General features: G+C 70.0%; 17 protein-coding genes. 6 read left to right on the top strand and 11 right to left on the bottom strand.

What is annotated here, in order from left to right; all coding sequences use genetic code 11:
• Window positions 1-143 precede the first annotated feature (143 nt).
• Window positions 144-1,151: a hydroxyacid dehydrogenase gene (locus B0293_RS14545; protein ID WP_005166131.1), complete on the top strand. Its 1,008-nt coding sequence runs from the start codon at window positions 144-146 to the stop codon at window positions 1,149-1,151.
• 9 nt (window positions 1,152-1,160) lie between these two features.
• Window positions 1,161-1,808 carry an alpha/beta fold hydrolase gene (locus B0293_RS14540; RefSeq protein WP_063936667.1) on the top strand — a complete coding sequence of 216 codons (648 nt, stop codon included), beginning with the start codon at window positions 1,161-1,163 and terminating at the stop codon, window positions 1,806-1,808.
• A gap of 305 nt (window positions 1,809-2,113) precedes the next feature.
• Here the strand turns inward: B0293_RS14540 and B0293_RS14535 are convergent, their stop codons facing one another.
• Window positions 2,114-2,605: a DUF6130 family protein gene (locus B0293_RS14535; RefSeq protein WP_245820087.1), complete on the bottom strand. Its 492-nt coding sequence runs from the start codon at window positions 2,603-2,605 to the stop codon at window positions 2,114-2,116.
• A 158-nt stretch (window positions 2,606-2,763) separates the two neighbouring features.
• Between B0293_RS14535 and B0293_RS14530 the strand changes: the two genes are divergently transcribed.
• Complete coding sequence (locus tag B0293_RS14530; RefSeq protein WP_005167427.1) at window positions 2,764-3,009, top strand: hypothetical protein; 246 nt, start codon at window positions 2,764-2,766, stop codon at window positions 3,007-3,009.
• An 87-nt stretch (window positions 3,010-3,096) separates the two neighbouring features.
• Here B0293_RS14530 and B0293_RS14525 read toward each other — a convergent pair whose 3' ends face one another.
• A complete protein-coding gene (locus tag B0293_RS14525; RefSeq protein WP_005167425.1) occupies window positions 3,097-3,864 on the bottom strand; it encodes a S1 family peptidase in 768 nt (255 codons plus the stop codon).
• Window positions 3,865-3,959: 95 nt separating this feature from the next.
• Here B0293_RS14525 and B0293_RS14520 point away from each other — a divergent pair, with 95 nt between their 5' ends.
• Window positions 3,960-4,958 carry a LysR substrate-binding domain-containing protein gene (locus tag B0293_RS14520; protein ID WP_005167423.1) on the top strand — a complete coding sequence of 333 codons (999 nt, stop codon included), beginning with the start codon at window positions 3,960-3,962 and terminating at the stop codon, window positions 4,956-4,958.
• On the opposite strand, the gene B0293_RS14515 is transcribed toward B0293_RS14520, so the two are convergent.
• The 4 genes from B0293_RS14515 to B0293_RS14500 all read right to left on the bottom strand — a co-directional run bounded on the left by B0293_RS14515 (window position 4,947) and on the right by B0293_RS14500 (window position 9,834).
• On the bottom strand, window positions 4,947-5,903 hold the full coding sequence (locus B0293_RS14515) for a LysR family transcriptional regulator (RefSeq protein WP_039919833.1): 957 nt from the start codon (window positions 5,901-5,903) through the stop codon (window positions 4,947-4,949). The genes B0293_RS14520 and B0293_RS14515 overlap by 12 nt on opposite strands.
• Before the next feature lie 41 nt (window positions 5,904-5,944).
• Window positions 5,945-6,586, bottom strand: coding sequence for a sigma-70 family RNA polymerase sigma factor (locus tag B0293_RS14510; RefSeq protein ID WP_005167420.1), 642 nt, complete (start codon window positions 6,584-6,586; stop codon window positions 5,945-5,947).
• Entirely contained in the window at window positions 6,571-7,914 is a 1,344-nt protein-coding gene (locus tag B0293_RS14505; protein WP_005167418.1) for an alpha-lytic protease prodomain-containing protein, read from the bottom strand. The genes B0293_RS14510 and B0293_RS14505 overlap by 16 nt, the downstream gene beginning before the upstream one ends.
• A 342-nt stretch (window positions 7,915-8,256) precedes the next feature.
• On the bottom strand, window positions 8,257-9,834 hold the full coding sequence (locus B0293_RS14500; protein ID WP_005167414.1) for a tannase/feruloyl esterase family alpha/beta hydrolase: 1,578 nt from the start codon (window positions 9,832-9,834) through the stop codon (window positions 8,257-8,259).
• Between the two features lie 184 nt (window positions 9,835-10,018).
• On the opposite strand from B0293_RS14500, the gene B0293_RS14495 reads away from it, so the two are divergent.
• The gene (locus tag B0293_RS14495; RefSeq protein WP_005167412.1) at window positions 10,019-12,721 is read left to right on the top strand and encodes a helix-turn-helix transcriptional regulator; all 2,703 of its coding nucleotides are present in this window, start codon (window positions 10,019-10,021) and stop codon (window positions 12,719-12,721) included.
• Between the two features lie 348 nt (window positions 12,722-13,069).
• Here the strand turns inward: B0293_RS14495 and B0293_RS14490 are convergent, their stop codons facing one another.
• Window positions 13,070-13,501: an organic hydroperoxide resistance protein gene (locus B0293_RS14490; RefSeq protein WP_005167410.1), complete on the bottom strand. Its 432-nt coding sequence runs from the start codon at window positions 13,499-13,501 to the stop codon at window positions 13,070-13,072.
• Between the two features lie 139 nt (window positions 13,502-13,640).
• Between B0293_RS14490 and B0293_RS14485 the strand changes: the two genes are divergently transcribed.
• Complete coding sequence (locus B0293_RS14485) at window positions 13,641-15,215, top strand: BTAD domain-containing putative transcriptional regulator (protein WP_039919827.1); 1,575 nt, start codon at window positions 13,641-13,643, stop codon at window positions 15,213-15,215.
• On the opposite strand, the gene B0293_RS14480 is transcribed toward B0293_RS14485, so the two are convergent.
• The 4 genes from B0293_RS14480 to B0293_RS14465 are packed head-to-tail and all read right to left on the bottom strand — an operon-like array spanning window position 15,216 to window position 20,059.
• A complete protein-coding gene (locus B0293_RS14480; protein WP_005167407.1) occupies window positions 15,216-16,814 on the bottom strand; it encodes a glycoside hydrolase family 13 protein in 1,599 nt (532 codons plus the stop codon).
• A 47-nt stretch (window positions 16,815-16,861) separates the two neighbouring features.
• Window positions 16,862-17,731, bottom strand: a complete 870-nt coding sequence (locus tag B0293_RS14475; protein WP_005167406.1) for a carbohydrate ABC transporter permease — start codon at window positions 17,729-17,731, stop codon at window positions 16,862-16,864.
• Window positions 17,728-18,702: a carbohydrate ABC transporter permease gene (locus B0293_RS14470; RefSeq protein ID WP_005167404.1), complete on the bottom strand. Its 975-nt coding sequence runs from the start codon at window positions 18,700-18,702 to the stop codon at window positions 17,728-17,730. Before B0293_RS14470 ends, B0293_RS14475 begins: the two co-directional genes overlap by 4 nt.
• Entirely contained in the window at window positions 18,680-20,059 is a 1,380-nt protein-coding gene (locus B0293_RS14465; protein ID WP_005167402.1) for an ABC transporter substrate-binding protein, read from the bottom strand. The genes B0293_RS14470 and B0293_RS14465 overlap by 23 nt, the downstream gene beginning before the upstream one ends.
• Window positions 20,060-20,114: the final 55 nt, after the last annotated feature.

Below are 20,114 nucleotides of genomic sequence, written 5' to 3'. Positions count from 1 at the left end.
GAGGGGACGGTAAGCGCTTTCCCGTAGTCCGGTCAATGGTCCGATGATTACGAATTTCAATCGGCAGGGTTTGCCTCTGCGTGGGACTCGCCGCGCGTGGACCGGGTCAGGCATCCGATGTATGGTCGCCGACGGAGGTAGGGATGACCGAGCTGCAACACCGCCCGACAGCGCTTCTCGTGATGGAGGAACGCCGCCGCGACGACGTTTACCCCGAGGCGGTGCTGAAGGAGATCGGAACGCTGGTCGACCTGCGTGAGCCGCTCACGCGGGAGCGGCTGGCGGAGGATCCGTCGGCCCTGGTAGGCGTCGAAATCCTGCTGTCCGGCTGGGGTGCCCCGGTGCTGGACTCCGTCCTCTTGGGACACGCGCCGGACCTGTGCGCCGTGCTCGTGGCCGCCGGCTCGGTGCGGCCGCTGACCACCCCCGAGTTCTGGGCGCGCGAGCTGCCGATCGTGTCCGCCGCGGCCGCGAACGCCGTCCCGGTCGCCGAGTTCACCCTGGCCCAGGTCCTTTTGGGACTGAAGCAGGTGCACCGGATCTCCCGCGAGATCCGCGAGCGGAAGGCCTACCCGCCGGATCCGAGGGTCGCCGGAGCGTACCGGTCCCGGGTCGGCCTGCTCGGCCTGGGCGAGATCGGTGCTCTCGTCGCGTCGCATTTGCGCGGTTTCGACGTGGAAGTCCTGGCGAGCGACCCCGTCGTCGACGCGGCTACCGCCGAGAGCCTGGGTGTGCGGCTGGTGGGGCTCGACGAGCTGTTCGCCACCTGTCCCGTGGTCAGCCTGCACGCGCCGCTGCTCCCCGAGACCGAAGGCCTGGTGAACGGCGAGCTGGTGGCCAGGATGGGAATCGGCGCGACCCTGATCAACACCGCCCGCGGCGCCGTGGTCGACGAGCCGTCGGTGATCCCCGTGCTGACCGAGCGCCCGGATCTCACGGCGATCCTGGACGTCACCTGGCCGGAACCGCCGGAACCGGACTCGCCGCTCTACACGCTGCCGAACGTGGTGCTCACCCCGCATCTGGCCGGCGCGCTGGGCGCCGAGCGTGCGCGGATGGGCGAGCTGGTGGCGGCGGAGCTGCGGCGGTTCGTGCTCGGGGAGCCGCTCCGGTACGCCGTCGCGCCGGACCGGGCCCACCTGCGGGCCTAACCTGACGGGGTGACCCTCGCCTTTCGAGAGACCGGCCCCCGGACCGGGGTCCCCGTGGTCCTGCTGCACGCCCTCGGCAGCAAATCCGGCACTTGGGACGCTTTCGCGTCCCGGCTGGACCGCCGTGTCCTTGCCGTCGACCTGCCGGGACACGGCGACAGCGCTCACGCGGAGAAGTACTCACTCGAGACGATGGCCGACGCCGTCGCCGAACTCCTCGACGACGAGGTGGATCTCGTCGGGCATTCGATGGGCGGCCGGGTCGCCGTGCTGCTCGCCCAGCGCCTGCCCGGACGCGTGCGGCGGCTGGTCGTCGAGGACACCCCGCCGCCTCCTCTCGTGTCTTCGGAGCCGTTGGCGCCCGCGCAGGAGCCGTCCGAGCCGCTGCCGTTCGACTGGCGGCTGATCGACCCGATCATGGCCGAACTCCGCACGCCCGACCCCGGCTGGTGGGAGCGGCTCGCCGCGATCACCGCGCCGACCCTGCTGGTCGGCGGTGGGCCGTCGAGTCACGTCACGCTCGAATCGCTGGAGCGGATGCGGGGGCTGATCCCGGACTGCCGTCTGGTGACCGTCGAGGATGCGGGACATCGGGTGCACTCCGCCAGACCGGAGGAGTTCGCGGCGGTGGTGGGGGAGTTCCTCGGCCCGGCGTAGGCGCCGCCTGGACGTCCCCGATGTCGCATCAGGGACGCTCAGCGTCTCGAATGCGACATTGGGAAACCGGCGTGTATAACGTCCTATACCGCTCGGCTTCGGCGAGTCGGGCGGGGATGGCGTTGTGAAAGCCACTTTCGCAACGTTGAAGGTTGCGAAAGTGGCTTTCCCGTCATGCCTCCACTGTCGTCGAGGGGCGGCCGGAGGTGTTGCCGCGAAACGGCGACGGTCACCAGTTCCGTACCGCTGACGCGCGGCCCGGTCCGGCCCGGCGCGGGGTCAGGGTGACGGTGAAGGGCGTCATCTCAGTGGTGTCCACTTTGGACGGGGACGACGAAGCTGACCGTCTTCTCGTCGAGGATCTTGTGCGTCGGGTCGGCCAGGCCGATCCACACCTTGTGCGGACCCGCCGGCAGTGACTGGATGATGAGCGGCTCTCCGCTGCCGTCCGCCCAGTGCCAGGCGGCGTCGTCGACGGTCACGTGGATGTGGCCGATCCGGGGCGAGACGTCGAGGGCGGCCGGGCCGTACACCGGCACGATCCGGAGGTTCTCCGCCCGGTACCGCAGTACGACCAGGCCCATCGCGAGTTGTTCGGGCAACGGCGCGTCCACGACCAGCGAGGGCGGCGGCTGCGACGGCAACGGCACCACGGGAGCGGGCGACCAGTCGCCGGCGGCGACGGCGGCAGGAGCGGCGGCCGCCGGTGGCGCGGGCGGGGGAGCGCTGCACGCGGCGGCCGCCAGGACGGCGGTGAACAGGGCGGAGGTGACGGCGAACTTCCCAAGAGCGGGCATGGACCTCACGCTAGGACCGGCTTCGGGACCGCGGCGCCCGTCGGACGACGTCATCGCTGTACGTCGTCGTGACACTTTCCGGTGATCACCAGGTGAACCGGCGTGATCCGGGGAATATCAGAGACATCGAGCAGGGGGCGGAAGCAAGGGAGAGCACGATGAAGTCACGTCTCGCCGCTGTGGCGGCCACCTTCACGCTCTTGGTCTCCGCGGGCGCCGTCGCCGCGGCACCGGCTTCGGCGGATCCGGTGCCCGGCAGCCCCAACAAGTTCTACGCGTCGTGCGCCGTCGACCTCTTGGGCGTCCCGGTGGGGTGCCTGGAGACCGACGAAGTCCACGCGACCCATATCTGCCAGTACGTGATGACCGGGTTCGGGCTGGGGCTCGACTGCATCCAGCGGTGAACGGACGGGAACCGGGTGGGCGTCCCTGCGACGCACCCACCCGGCTCCCCTTCACGGTGCGGTTCACCGGTCACCGCACCGTGAAGATCAGCCCCCGGTGACCGAGGCGATCCACTGACGGTGCGCGGTGACGTCGGTGTAGATGGTGTCGCCGGTACCGCACGTCGAACTCTGGTGCCCGGCGCGGCTGGTCGCACCGGCCAGCGTGCCCTGGACGACCAGCGGTCCGCCGGAGTCGCCGTAGCAGGCGGTCTGGGAGGTCGTGCTGGCCACGCACAGTTCGGTGGAACCCTGAATGGTCTGGCAGCGGCTGTCCGGATCGATGCGGGTGTTGAGCTGCTTCAGGTTCGCGGGAGGCTGCTGCTCACAACCACGCTGCGGGCAGGTCTGGCCCCAGCCGTACAGCGTGACCCCGGTCCCGGACGCGGGCGAGGTGCTCGCGATCTGGATCGGGGTGTTCTGCACGGGCTGGGAGAGCCGGATCAGCGCGATGTCGTTCGGTCCGGCCTGTCCGCTGTAGCGGGGGTGCTTGATCATGCGCGAGGCCGAGGCGAGGGTTCCTCCGTATTGCCAGGTCTTCGAGCCGATGCGCAGCTGCAGGCCCTGTTGCTGGGGGATGCAGTGCGCCGCGGTCACCACCCACTGCGAAGCGATCAGGGATCCGCCGCAGCCGTGGCGGCCATTGGCCTGGAGCGAAGCGATCCACGGGAAGTCGCCGGACGCCTGTCCGCCGCCGACGATGGCCGGGCCCACCTGTCCGGGTTCCTGTGCCGCCACCGGCGAAGACACGGACAGCGCCGCCGCGCCCGCGACCAGCGGGATCAGGGCGACGCGCAGCAGGGTACGCAGTCTCATGTGGAGTCCTCCTCGACGTTGAAGGGGATTTGCGGGAATTACTTTCGCCGCGCCAGGGCTTCCGGAGAACTCCCGGCTTTGTATAGCGTTCGTCTATGGAACTGGGGTTCCGGCAGTTGCGGGTGGTCCGCGCCATCGCCGAGACGGGGACACTGTCCGCCGCCGCGGCCGCTCTCGGCCTGACCCAGCCCACCGTCACCGAAAGCCTGCGCCGGGCGGAACGCGTCGCGTGCGGCCCGCTGTTCCACCGGGACCGGCATGGCGCCCGGATCACGCCGCTGGGCGAGCTGGTCGTGGCCCACGCCCGCGCCGTGCTGGACGAACTCGCCCGGCTCGAGTCCGCCTTGGACAAGAACCGGTACGGCACGCTGCCCGATCCAGTCCGGATCTGCGGGATCCCCGGCCAGCTGGTGGGGAATCTCGCGGTGGCCGTGCCGCGGGTGCTGTCCACCGGGGTCGAGGTCCGGGGCGCGCTGAGCGTCCCGGCGGCGCTGGACCTGCTCGCCGACCATCGGCTCGAAGTGCTCGTCGTGGTCGACTTCCCTGGCTACGTCCATACTCCGCCGCCGGATGTCGGGAGGGCGACGGTCGCGGTGGAACCGTTGTTCGTGGCGGTCGCCGAGCATCACCGGCTCGCCGGCCGCGCCGAGGTCGGGTTGGAGGAGCTCGCCGGTGAACGCTGGCTGAGCGTCGCCGACACCGCGGACCTCGCCGACACCGAGTTCACCGGCTACGTCTCCGACGTGTGCCGGACGGCCGGGTTCACGCCCGAGATCCGTACTCTGCCACCGAGCGTCTGCGCTCAGCTGTGCGAGCTGGGCGAGGCAGTCCTGCCGATGGTGCCCGCGGCCCGCCACCGCGGCGGGATCGCGATCATTCCGTTGCGCGGCAACCCGTTGCGCATGACCACCCGGCTGTACTGGCACGAGCGCGGGCCGTTGGCCGGAGACGCCGTCCGGGTGTTGTGGGAAGAACTCGTGCAGGCGCAACACGCCGTGATGGAGACCCCGGACCTGTATCGCTCCTGGCTCGCTGACAATCCACAATGGACGACCACTGTGGACTCCTTCGAGGAGGCCAGGTCAGGTGCCTAGCCAGCCCGGGTTGGCCGCCGCCCACTCGGGAAGTCGATGCCGGATGGCGGCCAGCTCGGTGATCGCCTGCACCAGTCCACTTCGGACGGCGGAGACGTCGACCGGCGATCCGTCGCGCCACAGCAGGACATGCCGCGTCCTCAGCGGCACGCCCCGCAGGGCCACCACCGAACCCGGCATCGTCGAACCGGAATCGAGGGACTGGGCCAGCGCCACCGCGCGGGCATCGCGCCGGACGGTCTGCCGCAGCACCATCGGTTCCAGCTCCTGCACGGTGATCGTGCCAAGGCCTGCCCGGGCGCACTCGTCCGTCAGGTGATCGTGGAACTCGTCGTCCCCGCTCGCCACCGCGAGCCAGGTCGAATCGACGAGTTCCGCCAGTGACACCTCGCCGCGCCCGGCGACCGGATGCTTCGAGGACACGATCACGAAGACGGGTTCCGTCCCGACGGGAAGCATGTGGACGCCGTCCGGCGGAACGATCTCCTGGCCGGGATGGTCCACGTACAGCGCCAGTTCCACCGTGCCATCGAGAAGCGCGGAGAACAACGCGGTCCTGCTGGTCATCGCGAGCAGCTCGATCGGACGACCGGGAGCGGCCGCGGCGACCACGCCGCTCAACGTCTCGGCGAAGACCGTGGGGAGCGCGCCGATCCGGAGCAGGCCCTCGGACGGGGCACGATGGAACCGGCGGATGGCCTGGTCGAGTTCGTCCGCCGCGGCCAGTACCCTTCGCGCGTGGTTCAGGAGCACCTCGCCCAGCGCGGTGGGCCGCACGCCGTTCCGGTCTCGTTCGAACACGGTCCGCTCCAGCGCCCGCTCGACCCGGTGGAGCTGCGCGCTCAGCGCGGGCTGGGAGAGCCCCAGCGCGGTCGCGGCCTTCGCGATGCTGCCCGCCGACGCGATCGCGTCGAGGAGGCGCAGGTGCCGGACATCGATTTCCACCGGCCAAGTATGGCCGTCCGCGGGGCCGATGAGGGGGCTGATCACAGGTCGTCCTCGCTGATGATCGTGCGGAGTTTGTTCAGGGCGCGGTGCTGGGCGACCCGGACCATGCCGGGGCTCACCCGCAGGACCGCGCCGGTCTCGGGGGCCGACATGCCGACGGTGATCCGCAGCCGGAGGATCTCCTGCTGGATGTCGGGCAGTGCGGTCATCAATCGTCTCAACCGTTCATGACCGTCGGCGGCGAGGGCGTGCCACTCGGGTTCGTCGATCTCGGAGGTCGCGCGGTCGGGCGGATCGGGGGTGGGCTCGGATCTGTCCCGCGCCCGCCACCGGAAGGCGGCGGCGACCTTCCTGGCGGCGATCCGGAGGACGGCGGTGAGGAAGGAACCGCCGGTCGCCCGGGCCGTCGGAAGGGTGGCGAGGACCGCGAGGCAGGTCTCCTGCGCGACGTCCTCCGCGGCGACCACGCGCACGTCCGTCCCACCCATCCGGCTCCGGCAATAGTCCTCGACGACCGGCTGGACGAGGCACATCAACTCGTTCGTGGCCGCGGGGTCGCCGCGGCTGGCGCGCGGGACGAGGGATTCGAGATCCGAGGTCAGCGCGCCGTCGTCAGGGGAGGGAACCGCCCCCGGCGAGGTGAGGTCACCGGGGGCGGTCCAGGTCAGGCGAGTTCCCAAAGCGCGGGCACGTTCGGCGGTTCCCAGCCGGGCATGGAGGTGTGCGGCTGGATCACGCGGTAGTTGCTGCCGCCGTAGCTGGCGGTCGCGCCGGAGCCGTAGTACGTGTACGGCGCCCAGGTGCCGCCCGGCGGGTTCGACGTCGTCGGCCCGGTCGGGGTGGTGGTCGTCGTCGGCTGGCTGGTGCTGGTCGGCCCGCCACCGCTGACGGTCAGACGCAGGTTGTAGACGCTCAGGATCTCCGAGATCGGCTGGAAGTAGGTCGTGCCGCCGGAGGTGCAGTTGCCGGAGCCACCGGAGGTGACGCCCTGCGCCTGGTCGCCGCTGATCCACGAACCGCCGGAGTCGCCGGGTTCGGCGCAGGCGTTGGTCCGGGTCAGACCGGTGATGGTGCCTTCGGGGTAGGTGACCGAGGCGTTCTTCTGCAGGATGGTGCCGCAGTGCCAGCCCGTGGTGGAGCCGGAACGGCAGACCGAGGAGTTGAGCGCCGCTTCGGTCGAACCGGCCACCGGCACGGTGCCCGGGTAACGGTTGACCAGCGCGCGCGGGGTGTTGCCCGCGTCGGCGCGGACCCAGGCGTAGTCGTTGCCGGGGAAGCTCGAACCGGCGACGGACCCGCTCGGGTTCGAAGTGCGGGTTCCGGTGGTGCCGCAGTGGCCCGCGGTCACGAAGCCACCGTCGACCGCGAAGCCGATGGAGCAGCGGCCCGAGCCGAAGGTGTAGGCGTTGCCGCCGATGATGTCGATCAGCGCGCGCGGCTGTTCGGTGCTGGCCTCGATCCGGAGCAGGTCGGCCCGCACGCCGGACTCAGCGGCCCAGGACTTCGCGGCGGCCTCGCTGCCGGCGTTGGCCAGCACGACGACGGAGTTGGTGACGATGTCGGTGTACCAGCCGGGCACGGTCTTCGGCGCCTTGGTGGACTTGGCGTCCAGCCGCAGCTTCGCCGCGTCGAGGTCGGCGGCGCTGCGGGCGACGGTCTTCGGGGTCGCGCCGGCTGCGCGCACCAGGTCGGCCTGGGCGGCGTCGGTGACCGCCACGGTGAGCGTGGTCCCGGAGGCGTCCAGCCACGATCCGGCGTACGACGTGCCGAGCTGCCTCTTCAGTGTGTTGTCGGCGACCGCGGCGCGCTGTTCGCTCGCGAGCCGGAGCTTGGCCTGCTCGGGGCTGATCTTGAGGTCGCGGGCCAGCGCGGCCAGCATTTCGGACTGGGCCTGGTCTCCCGAGGTGGCTTCCTGACCGGCACTCGCGCTGGGGGTGAGCGCGATGGCGGTGAGCAGGCCTGCCCCGGTTATGGCCGCGGCTGTGGCGGCGAGGATCTTTCTGTTCATGTCGACGCTTTCCTCGGAAACGGGCGGGGGAGGGGAGATGTGTTCCCGACCGTACGAGGCGTCTTACCCGACTGGTACATACCATTTGGGTCATATCGCCCGGCTCGAACGCGGGGTGATATGACGGTCTGGCGTGGTGATTCCGTTGCGGTGCAAAGAGTTTCGGTCACCGGGAACGGTGTCTTCGCCGGTGTCCGAATTGCTCCGCCGCGATGTCCCTCGTTGTGAATACCGTACTTTTGACGGGTTGGGCAAAGGTAAGCCCGGAAGTTCTCACAGTGTGAGGAAGTGCCCGTCGTGCCGGAGGGGGCGGCGGCACGACGGGCACGGGTGTGGTGGACCTCAGTGAGCAGTGCAGCGGTAGCTCGTGGCCACCGCGGGATCACCGTGGCCGCGGTAACGCGACACCTGCGGATACGGGCAGAGATCGCGGGTCAGGGTCTTGTCCGCGTTCGCCGCCGGCAGGGTCGCCGGTGCCTTGCCGTGTTCGACCCAGTCGACGAGCGCGCCCAGCGCGTTCGTCGGCGCGGCGCCCGCGCCGCCGAAGCAGTGCGCGACACCCGGGGCGAGGAACAACCGGTAGAAGTCGTCGACCCGCCTCGGGCCGCCCATCTCCCGCTCCACCTCGCGGCGGTACTGGAGGGTGCCGCCCGGCGGGATCAGCTGGTCGTCGCTGCCGACGAAGGTGATCAGCTTGCCGCCCGCGCGGCGGAAGTCCGACAGATCGGGGTCGGAGGTGCCGATGACGTCGTCGTACTCCCGCACCGACTGGCGGAACAGGTCGGCGAACTGGCGATAGGTGAGCTTCTCGGTGTCGAAGCCGGGCTGCTTCTTCAAGAAGGTCTTCACCCAGCCCGTGGCCACAGGGAACCCGGGAGCCGTCGTCACCGGGCCGAAGTCCGCGCCCTTGGGGAGACCCGCCCAGAGCCGTCGCCCGTACTCGTCGGTCGGCCCGGCCCAGATCTTGCGCACGACCTCGGCGTCCGCCGCCGTGACGGTGACCTCCTTGCCCTCGCAGAGCACCTTCGTGCCGATGAGGGAGCGAGGGTCGTAGCTGCATTCGTCCGGCCGGTCCACGATGCCGTTGGTGACCCCGTCCCGGCCGTCGCAGGCCTTGATCGCGGCCTGCTGGAACGCGGTGAAGACACAGGTCGAGGGGAAGGTCTTCTCCTGGTTCATCACGACGCGCGGCCAGAGGGTCGCGACCGCGAACTCCGCCCAGTGCACGGCGGGCGCGTTCGCCAGGACGCCGTCGAAGTCCTCCGGGTACCGCTGCGCTTCCGAGTAGCCCTGACGGCCACCGGTCGAGCAGCCGTTCCAGTACGAGTAGCCGACGGCCCGCTGATAGAACTTCTGGGTCACGTCCTTGCCGATGACGGCGGCCTCGTGCACGGACCGGGTCGCGAAGTTCGTCACCAGCGGCTTGTCGATCTCGCCCTGGGGAGTGAGTGCCCACGAGGTGTCGAGGAAGGTCAGGGGGACACCGGCGTCGGTCGTCACGCCGCTGTAGCCGTCCTTGACCGCCTGGACGAGCGGGGCGCCGAAGTCACCGGCGGTGTAGGCGCTGCCGCCGACCGCCTGGAGCCTGCCCGTCCACCCGGTCCGCGGGAGCGCGACGGCGACCTTGACGTGGTCGCCCGCCTTCCCGTGGGTCAGCGTGACGGTGATTTCGCAGTAGGCCGGCACGTCGGTGATCGGGGCGGGCGTCCCGAACGGGGACGGCGGGAACGTGACGGTCCCGCCCGGCTTCTGCGCCGCCTCGACCGATTCGATCCGCGCGCCCGAGGGCGCCGGCACGGGGACCGCCGCGCACGACGACGTCGCCGCCTCGGCGGGAGCCGACTGCGTGACCGAGGTCAGCACCAGCGGCAGCAAGGCCGCCAACGGCGCCGCCGCCAGGAACATCTTCTTGCGTCTCATCACTTTCCTTTGTCGGTTATGCGAAAGAACAGCCCGGGCCGGGAAGCCTTGTGCATGGGACCGAAGCTAGGCCGGGCGTGTTGACACGCCGTCTACATCCTGTGGACGCCGCCGGGAAGTCCAAACCAGACCGTTTGGGTATCGTCGGACTGGGCCATCCGGCCCAGGGGAGGAATGCCGCACCATGCCGCTTTTCGGACGGGAAGCCGAGCTGAAGGACCTGAGCGAGCTCGTCGACGGGCCCGCCGACGGCTGCGCCGGGGTCCTCGTCCAGGGGGAGCCCGGTATCGGCAAGTCCGCCGTCGTGGCGGAGGCCGTGGCCGCGGCGACGGTCGGCGGCCTGCGGGTGCTGCGCACGACCGCCGTCGAGGCGGAGCGGAATTTCGCCTACGCGGCCCTGCACCAGCTGCTGCACCCGGTGCGGGCCGGTGCGGACACGCTGCCCGCGCCGCAGCGTTCCGCGCTCTGGGCGGCGCTGGGGCTCGCCGAGTCGGCGGAGCCCAACCCGTATTTCGTCGGTCTCGCCGCGCTGACGCTCCTTTCGGAGGAGGCCGCGGTCAAGCCGTTGCTGATCGTCGCCGAGGACGTCCACTGGATGGACCGCGAGAGCGCCGACGTCCTCGCGTTCGTGGCCAGGCGGATCGACACGGAGCCGATCGTCCTGATCGCGACGCTCCGGGACGGGGAGCCGTCGCCGCTGCGGGACGCGGGACTGTCCTCAATGGACCTCGAACGCCTGCCCGGCGACGTGGCCGCCGAGCTGCTCGACTCCGTCGCCCCCGGGCTCACCTCCCCGGTCCGGTCCCGTCTGCTGGCCGAGGCCGCCGGGAATCCGCTGGCCCTGACCGAACTGCCGTCGGCCGTGACCGAGGCGCCCGATCCCGTGCTGCCGCTCACCGAACGGCTGGAGCGCACGTTCGGTGCCCGGTTCACCGCCCTGCCGGAGCCGGTGCGGACGACGTTGCTGGTGGCCGCGCTCAATGAGACCGGCTCGCTCACCGAGACACTCGCGGCGGCGAGCGAGCTGCTGGGCGAAGACGTCCAGCCGTCGGCACTGGCGCCCGCGGTCGAGGCCCGGTTGATCGACCTCGAACCCCGGACGGTCTTCTTCCGGCATCCGCTGATGCGTTCGGCGATCCCCGCGTCGGTGCCGCTCGAAGACCGGCGCCGTGCTCACCGGGCGCTCGCCGAGATCCTCCGCGAGCAGCCGGATCGACGGGCCTGGCAGCAGGCGGCCGCGGCGACCGGTGCCGACGAGGAGGTGGCGCGCGCACTGGAGAACGCCGCCGACCGGGCGCGGCACCGTGGCGGGACGGCGGCCGCCGTCGCCGCGCTGGAGCAGGCGGCCCGGTTGAGCGCCGATCCGGAACGGCGGGCGGACCGGTTGCTGCGCGCGGCCGAGCAGGCCGTCGAATCCGGCGGCCGCGAGACGGCGGAACGGCTCGTCCGGGACGCGCGCGCGAGAGAACTCACGCCACGACAGCGATCGACGGCGAGCTGGCTGCTCAGCGGTTTCGAGGACGGCGTCCGCGAGGATCTGTCCCGGGTCGGCGAACTCGCGCGGCTGGCCGAGTCGGTCGCGGAGGAGGGGCAGCCGGATCCGGCGATGCGCGTCCTGTGGGGTGCCGCCATGCGCTGCTTCTGGGCCGAACCCGGCGCGGAGGCGCGGCGGACGCTGCTGGCCGTCGCGGACGGTCTGCCGGTCGAGAACTCGGACCCGCGTCTGGTCGCCGTCGCCGCCTACGTGGCGCCGTTCGAACGAGCGGAGTCCGTGCTCGGCGAGCTGCGCGGACTCGCCGCCACCACCGGAGCCGATCCCGAGGTCGACCGTTTTCTCGGCAGCGCGTCATTGCAGGTCGGCGCGGTCGATCTGGCCGCCCGGTTCTCCGCGGCCGCGGCGCCGGGGCTGCGTGCGCAAGGCAGGCTCGGCTTGCTGCCGCGGGCGCTGGCCGTCCAGGCGTGGAGCCGGGTCCGGCTCGGGGACCTGGCCGCCGCCGTACCGGTCGCGGCGGAAGCGGCCAAGTTCGCCAAGGAGACCGGGCAGCCGTTCATGTACGGCCTCGCCACCGCCGTCCAGGCCGAGATCGCCGCGCTGCGGGGCGAGCACAAACAGTCCAAGGCACTGGCCGACGAGGCCGAACGGACCGGGCTCGCCGCCGGTGCCCGGCCGGTACTGGCGACGGTGCAGCTGGCCAGGGGCATCACGGCGTCGAGCGAAGGCCGCTTCGACGACGCGTTCGCCGATCTGCGGCGCTTGTTCGACCCCGCCGATCCCGCCTTTCAGCTGGCGCTGCGCGTCTACTTCGTCGCGGACCTCACCGAGGTCGCGATCCGAGCGGGCCAGGTCGAGGCGCTGCGGGAGATCGTCGCGGAGATGGAGAAGCTGGCCCTGTCGACCCCGGCGCCCGCTCTGCACATCGGACTGCGCTACGCCCGCGCGGTGCTCGACCCGAGCGACGAACTCTTCGAGACCGCCTTGGGAGCAGAGCTGGACGGGTGGCCCGCCGAACGCGGGCGGCTGCACCTGGCCTACGGCGAATGGCTGCGACGACAGCGGCGCGCCGTCGACTCGCGGGCGCATCTGCGCACCGCGCGGGAGACCTTCGACGCGCTCGGCATGACCGCGTGGGCCGAACGCGCGCGTCGTGAACTGCGGAGCGCGGGGGAGTCCAGCCCCAACCGCGGCCCCGACGCGCGCGACAAGCTGACGCCGCACGAGCTGAGCATCGTGCAACTGGCCGCCGAGGGACTGACGAACCGGGAGATCGGGCAGCGGCTCTACCTCTCCCACCGGACCGTGGGGACGCATCTGCACCGGATCTTCCCGAAACTCGGGGTGAGTTCTCGGGCCGAGTTGAAAGATGTCGTGAGTGATTTGGGCCGTTAGTGAGGGGTAAGGCAAAGGTGGCGTGTTGCTTCGCTCGCCCACATGCTGACCTCGGGTGTCGCGAAAGCCACTTTCAGGACGTCAGATGCCCTGAAAGTGGCTTTCGCGACACCTTCGAATCTCCGCCACTTCTGAAGACCGCAAGACCTAGGCGAAGGGGGCTTTCCGCTCATGAGTTGAGAGGAAAGTCCCCTTCAGCCCGCTTCTCGCCGTCGAGCACCGGTCCGTGAAGGCCTCCTTGAGGGACCCAGAGTCCCTCAAGGAGGCCTTCACGGACTTGGCACCCGACAGGACACCTCTGCGTTGCGCCTCGTTAGAACGACGCGAATCACTCACGACCTCCTCTCTTTACGCCACCGTCGCGTCCAACGTGACCTCCACGTTCCCCCGCGTCGCCTTGGAGTACGGGCACACCTGGTGGGCGCCCCGCACCAGTTCGTCGGCGGTGGCCTGGTCGATGCCGGTCGCCTCCAGGTGCAGCGCGGCGCTCAGGTGGAACTCGCCCGCGTCGGTGTCGTGGTGCAGCGTCACCTCGGCGACGACCGCGAGGTCGTTCAGCGGCACCTTCTTGGCACCCGCGACGCGGCGGACGGCGCCGACGAAGCAGGACGCCCAGCCCGCGGCGAACAGTTGCTCGGGGTTCGTGCCGTCGCCGGCGCCACCGAAAGCCTTCGGAACGGCGAGGCCGACGTCGAGCGCGCCGTCGTCGGAGGTCGCCCGGCCGCCGTTGCGGCCTTCCGCGGTCGAAGTGGCGACGGCGGTGTACGTGGTTTCAGACATGCCGCAACCGTAGGAATCCGGCCGGGACCTCGGCGCCCGTCGGACGACGTCATTCGTGTACGTCACGCGTGGACGACGTACGCCGACGACGTCGTCCGACGGTCGCGGCGGCCGCCGGAGCCCGCCTACCTTTCGGCTCATGTCGCCCCTGCCGCAGGAAGTCCGGTACCGCTTCACCGTGCTCGGCCCGCCCGGTTTCACCAGCGGCGGCACCCGGCTGGACCTCGGCTCGCCGCAACAGCAGGCCGTCCTGATGCTGTTGCTGGCCAACGCGGGCAGTTTCGTCCGGACCGGTGAGCTGATCGACGGCCTCTGGGGCGAGCGGGCGCCGGTGACCGGCGAGGCCGTCATCCGCACCTACATCTCCCGCCTCCGGCGGCTTCTTTCCTTGCAGGGACTGGGATCGGCGATCACCTCGCGGTCCGGCGGCTACCAGCTCGACCCGGACCCCTTCGAGGTGGACGCGGTCGAGTTCGCCGGGCTGATCGAGAGCGCGCGCCAGGCGAACACCGCCGACGTCGCGGCGAAACTGCTGGAGCGGGCGCTCGGCCTCTGGACCGGGACGGCGCTGGCCGGTGTCCCCGGCGAAGCCGCCGAGCATGAGCGCTCACGGCTGGAGCGGCTGAAGCTGACCGCCACCCAGGAGCTGCTCCGGCTGCGTCTTGAGCTCGGGGAACACGACGAGGTGATGGCCGAGGTCCCCGCGCTGATCGAGCGGAACCGCCTCGAAGAACCGCTGTACGAGATCTACCTGCTCGCCCTCCACCGGGGCGGGCGCCGGGCCGAGGCGTTGGAGCTCTACCGGGCGATCCACGACCTCTTCGACGAAGAACTCGGTGTCCGGCCGGGGCCGAAACTGCGGGCCTTGCACGAGAAGGTGCTTCGAGCCGAGGAGGAGCGGACACCTGTTCTCCGCGCACCGGACGCGCTGTTCGTCGGCCGCGAGCGCGAACGCGCCGAGTTCCGGCGGCTGTTGACCAGGGATCCGGCCAAAGGCGTCGAGGTGCTGTTCTTCACCGGCGCTCCCGGCATCGGGAAGTCGACACTCCTGCGGAAGTTCGCCGACGACGCGGCCGCCCTGCGCAAGCCGGTGCGGCTGGTCGACGCGTTCGAAGACCTCGACGATCCGGCCGACGTCCTCCGACGCCTGCCCGAAGACGCCACCGTCGTCATCGCGGGACGGCGGGATCCGGACGCCGCGCTGCTGGTCGACCCGGCGTGGTCGGGCCGGATCAGGCTCCGGAGGCTCGAAGCCTTGAGCGACGACGAGTCCGCTGCGCTGCTCGAAGCGCGCGATGTCGAGCCGGGGCTCCGGGCGTCCATTGTGGACTTCGCGGCGGGCAATCCGTTCGCGCTCTCCCTGGCCGCCGAGGTCAGCAGGTCACCACGATCGGACGCGGCACGCTACGTGGTCGACACGGTTTACCGGCATCTGGCCGGGAATCCGCCGTCGGAAGCACATCGCTGGGCGTTGTACGTGTGCGCGGAAGCGGAGCACACCACCGAAGACCTCCTCCGGTCGGTGCTGCCGGGAGGGCGGTCTTCGGAGCTGTTCGACTGGCTCCGTGAACATCCCTGTGTCGAAGCCGCCACGGACGGCCTCGTCCTCGGCGGCGTGCTCCGCGAAGTGCTCGACAGGCACCTCCGGTGGCGTGACCCGGCAGGCCGCGCACGGATGCGCGGCCGGATCAGCCGGGTCACGACCGGCCGCTGATCAGGTGCGCAGCCACACCGCCGTGTCCGTCGGGAGCTCGTCCTCGATCGCGCCACTGGACATGAGCACCTCGCGATGCGGCGGCAGCGGCACCGGCGCGTCCGAGAAGTTCAGCACGAAGGTGAACCCCGGCTCACGCGTGAACGCGAGCACGCCGTCGCCCAGCGACAGCCACTCCAGACCACCGGGGCCGAGCGCGGGAAGCTCGTCCCGCAGGCGCAGACCGGCGCGGTAGAGCCGGAGCATCGACGCCGGTTCGGCCGCCTGGGACTCCGCCGTGCTCGAACGCCATTCCGCGGGCTGGGGCAGCCACGTTCCCCCGGTGCCGAAACCGAACGGCGGGGCGTCACCGGACCAGGGGAGCGGGACCCGGCAGCCGTCACGGCCGGGATCGGCGCCGTTCGTGCGGGCCCACACCGGATCCTGGCGGAGGTCGCCGGGGATGTCCTCGATCTCCCACAGGCCGAGCTCTTCCCCTTGGTAGACATACAATCCACCGGGCAGCGCCATGGTCAGCAGCGCAGCCGCCCGGGCCCGGCGAGTGCCCAGTTCCCGGTCGACCGGGGTGCCGTGCAACCGGTCGGCGAACGCGAAACCGGTGTCGCCCGCACGTCCGTACCGGGTCACGTGCCGGGTGACGTCGTGGTTCGACAGGACCCAGGCCGCGGGCGCGTCGACCTCGTCGTGCGCCATCAGCGTCCGCTCGATGACGTCCCGGAAACGCGCGGAATCCCAGGGGCACACCAGGAAATCGAAGTTGAACGCCGCGTGCAGCTCGTCCCGGCGGAGATATCGCGCGGCCCGTGACATGTCCGGCAGCCACATCTCGCCGACCAGCACCCGGTCACCCGGGTAGCTGTCGGCGATCTTGCGCCACGACCGGTAGATCTCGTGCAGCCCCTCCTGATCGGAGAACGGCGTCTCGTCACCGGGGTCGACGTCGGGCAGCCGCGGATCCTTCACCAGCCCATCGGCGACGTCGATGCGGAAACCGTCGACCCCGCGGTCGAACCAGAACCGCAGCACGTCCTCGAAATCCGCGCGGATGTCCTGGTTGTCCCAGTTGAAGTCCGGCTGCCGCGAGCTGTAGAGGTGCAGGTACCACTCGCCGTCCGGGACCCGCGTCCACGCGGACCCGCCGAAGCGCGACTTCCAGTTGTTCGGCGGTTCGGAACCTTCCGGCCCCTGACCCGGTCTGAACCAGAACCGTTGCCGCTCGGGCGATCCCGGCTCCGACGCGAGCGCGTCCTTGAACCACTGGTGCTCGTCGGAGCAGTGGTTCGGCACGATGTCGATGATCACGCGGATGCCCTTCGCGTGGGCGGCGGCGATCAGCTCCTCCGCCTCGGCGAGCGTGCCGAAGAGCGGGTCGATCTCCCGGAAGTCGGCGACGTCGTAGCCGCCGTCGTCCATCGGCGACGGGTACCACGGGGTGAACCAGATCGCGTCGATCCCCAGTTCGGCCAGGTAGTCCAGCCGCGCGCGGACCCCGGCGAGATCGCCGACGCCGTCCCCGTTCCCGTCCGCGAAACTGCGGAGGTAGACCTGGTAGATCGCCGCGCTCCGCCACCATCCGGCGGACTGCCCCAATGCGGTCACGGAAATGCCCTCCCAATCGTTTGTGGAAACCCCGAAAGCGGCGGAAATCAGCCTTTGAGGCCGCCCGCGGTGAGGCCGGCCAGGATGTGCCGCTGGAACGCCAGGAACAGCGCCACCATCGGCAGGCTGGCCAGCACCATGCCGGCGACCAGCACGTTCAGCGGCATGTCGATGGCGACGCGTTGCAGCATCACCGACAGCGTCTGCTTCTCGGTGTCCGGGAACACCAGCAGCGGCCAGATGAAGTCCTTCCACGCGGCCACCACCGCGAGGATCGAGACCACGGCCAGGATCGGCCGCGAGATCGGCAGGATGATCCGCCACAGCGTGCGCACCGGCCCGGCGCCGTCGAGCCGCGCGGCTTCGATCAGCTCGTCCGGGATCTGGTCGAAGAACCGTTTCAGCAGATAGATGTTGAACGCGTTCGCGGCGGCGGGCAGCCAGACCGCCGCCGGTGAGTTGATCAGGTTGACGTTCAGCAGCGGCAGATCGGTGATCGTCACGTAGGTCGGCACCAGCAGCGCCGTGGCGGGCAGCATCAGCGTCGCCAGCATCAGCCCCAGCACGATGTTGCCGAATCTCGGCCGCAGCTTCGACAACGCGAACGCCGCGGGGACGTCGATGGCCAGCTGGGCGAGCCAGGCGCCACCGGCGACGACGATCGTGTTGAGGAAGTACTTGCCGAGACTCAGCTGGTCCCACGCGTCGGCGAAGGTCTCCGGATGCCATTCGTCCGGAATGAACGTCGCCGGCGTCTGCGCCAGCTCCTGCGGTGACTTCATCGCGCCGGTCACCGCCCAGTACAGCGGGAACAGGAACGCGATGACGAACAGGAGCAGGGTGCAGCCGAAGATGACGGCGTACCCGATCTTCCCGCCGGGACTGCGGAGCGTGCTGGGGGAGACGAGTGTCCTCATGACTGATCCGCCTTCCGGGTCAGGCGCACGTACAGCGCGGAGAACACCCCGAGCGCGACGAACAGCAACAGGCTCAACGCGCTGGCCGAACCGAAGTCGTTGTAGACGAAGGCGTAGCGGTACAGCAGCAGGAGCACGGTGACGGTGGAGTCGTCCGGTCCGCCGCCGGTCATCACGTACGGCTCGGTGAACACCTGCATCGTCGCGACGACCTGCAGCAGCAGGAGCACCAGCAGCACGAACCGCGTCTGCGGCAGCGTGACGTGGAGCAGCCGCTTCCACAGCCCGGCGCCGTCGAGTTCCGCGGCTTCGTACAGCTCACCGGGGATCGTGCCGAGCGCGGCGAGGTAGATCAGCGTGGTGCTGCCCATGTTCGCCCAGGTGGAGACGAACACCAGAGACAGCATGGAGGTGTCGCTCGAGTCGAGCCACTGGCCGCCGGGCAGTCCGACGGCGCCGAGTGCGGAGTTGAACAGCCCGGCGCCCGGGTCGTAGAACCACTTCCACATCAGCGCGGTGACCACCGGCGGCAGCATCACCGGCAGGTAGACGGCGAGCCGGAAGAACGCCTTCGCGTGCCGGAGTTCGTTGAGCAGTACCGCGGTCAGGAACGGCACCACGAACCCGAAGACCAGCGCGAGCCCGGTGAACAGCAGCGTGTTGCGCCAGGCGACACCGAACAGCGGGTCTTCGAACAGGCGGGTGAAGTTGTCGAATCCGACCCACGTCGGCGGGTTGACGAAGTCGACCTGCTGGAAGCTCAGCAGTACTCCGCGCACGATCGGGTACCAGGAGAACAGCGCGAACACCACGAGCGCGGCGCACAGCAGCCCGTACGCGGTGACGTTCTCCTTGAGCTTGCGGCGAAAACGGGTCCGGCGGCGGTCGGCCGCGGACGCGACCGGGCGACCGGCCCGCGACGACTTCGCCGCGGGCCAGTCGAGGACGCTACTTGACCTGGGCGAGGACACCGTTGACCTTCGACTCCGCCGACGACAGCTGCTGATCGATGTTCGCGTTCCGGTCGGTGAGCACCGCCTGCATCACGCTGTCGAGGATGGCGTACACCTGCTGCGCGTTCGGCGGTTCGATGCTGCCCTTGATCCGCGAACCGGTGTCCACATAGGACTGGAAGTTCTCGGCGGGAACGTTGGCGTGCTTGGCCTTGACCGCGAGCTGCTGATCGCGGACGGCGCCCTGCCAGATGTCCGGCGTCGGCTCGGCCGGCAGGCCGACCGGCTGCTTGCCGTCGACGTACTGCTGGACGTGCTTCTCGAAACGCTCCGGGTTGAGGTACTTCCAGCGGACCCATTCCAGGCCCGCCTTGATCTTCTCCGGCGAGGCCTTGGGGTTGATCATGTAGCCCTCGCCGCCCAGCAGCGTGCCCTGGCCGCCCGGCATCCCGGCGACGCCGTAGTCCTCGTACTTGCCGTTGAACTGCTTGACCAGTACCGGGACGTTGTCCGGGGCGGCCATGTACATGCCGAGCTGGCCCGCGCCCATCATCCGCTGGACGTCCTGCGCTTCCAGCAACTGCTTGCTGCCCATGGTGTCGTCGTCCCACCGCATGGCGCGCAGTTGGTTCAGGGCGGCCTTGGCCTTGTCGTTGTCGAAGGCGGCGACCCATTTGTCGCCGTCCTTGCGGGCGACCTCACTGCCCATGGAGTAGAGCCAGCCGGTCAGATGCCAGCCGCCCTGGTTGTTCTTGCTGTAGTCGGCGTACCCGACGGTGCCGTTGCCCAGCGCGGCGATCTTCTTAGCGGCCTCGCGGACCTCGTCCCAGGTCTGCGGCGGTTTGTTGGGATCCAGCCCGGCCTTCTGGAACAGCGGACGGCTGTAGAGCAGGCCCAGGCTGTAGTTCATCGTCGGCAGGCCGTAGAGCCTGCCGTCGGCGCTCCGGAAGTTGTCCAGAAGTTCCGGCTTGATGTCGTTGAAATTCTTCAGGCTCTTCGCCGCTTCGGTGATGTCGGCTGCCTGACGGCGCGAAATGATCTGCGCCGGGTCGGTGAAGTAGACGTAGTAGACGTCTTCCAGCTGCCCGCCGGCGAGCTTCGCGGAGAACGTCTTCGGGTCCATGAACCCTTCGTGCGGCTCGATGTCGATGTCCGGGTGGGTCTCCTCGAACTCCTTGACGTCGGCGTCGAACACGCTGCGCTCGAACGGCTGGCTGGTCGGCGGCTGACCGGTGACCGTGATCTTGACCTTGCCTCCGGTTCCGGTGCTGTCGCCGGAATCGGAACCGCAGGCGGTCACCCCCAGGGTGAGTCCGCCCGCGAGGAGCAGGCAGAACATCCGGCGGCGCACGGTGGGGGACCAAGTGCTGCTCATCTTCAAGCCTCATCTCGGGATCGCGACGGCTGTCACGTGATTGCGGTCACTCTAA

This window comes from Amycolatopsis azurea DSM 43854 (assembly GCF_001995215.1).
Lineage (GTDB): Bacteria > Actinomycetota > Actinomycetes > Mycobacteriales > Pseudonocardiaceae > Amycolatopsis > Amycolatopsis azurea.
This window is presented reverse-complemented; position numbering and strand designations above follow the sequence as displayed.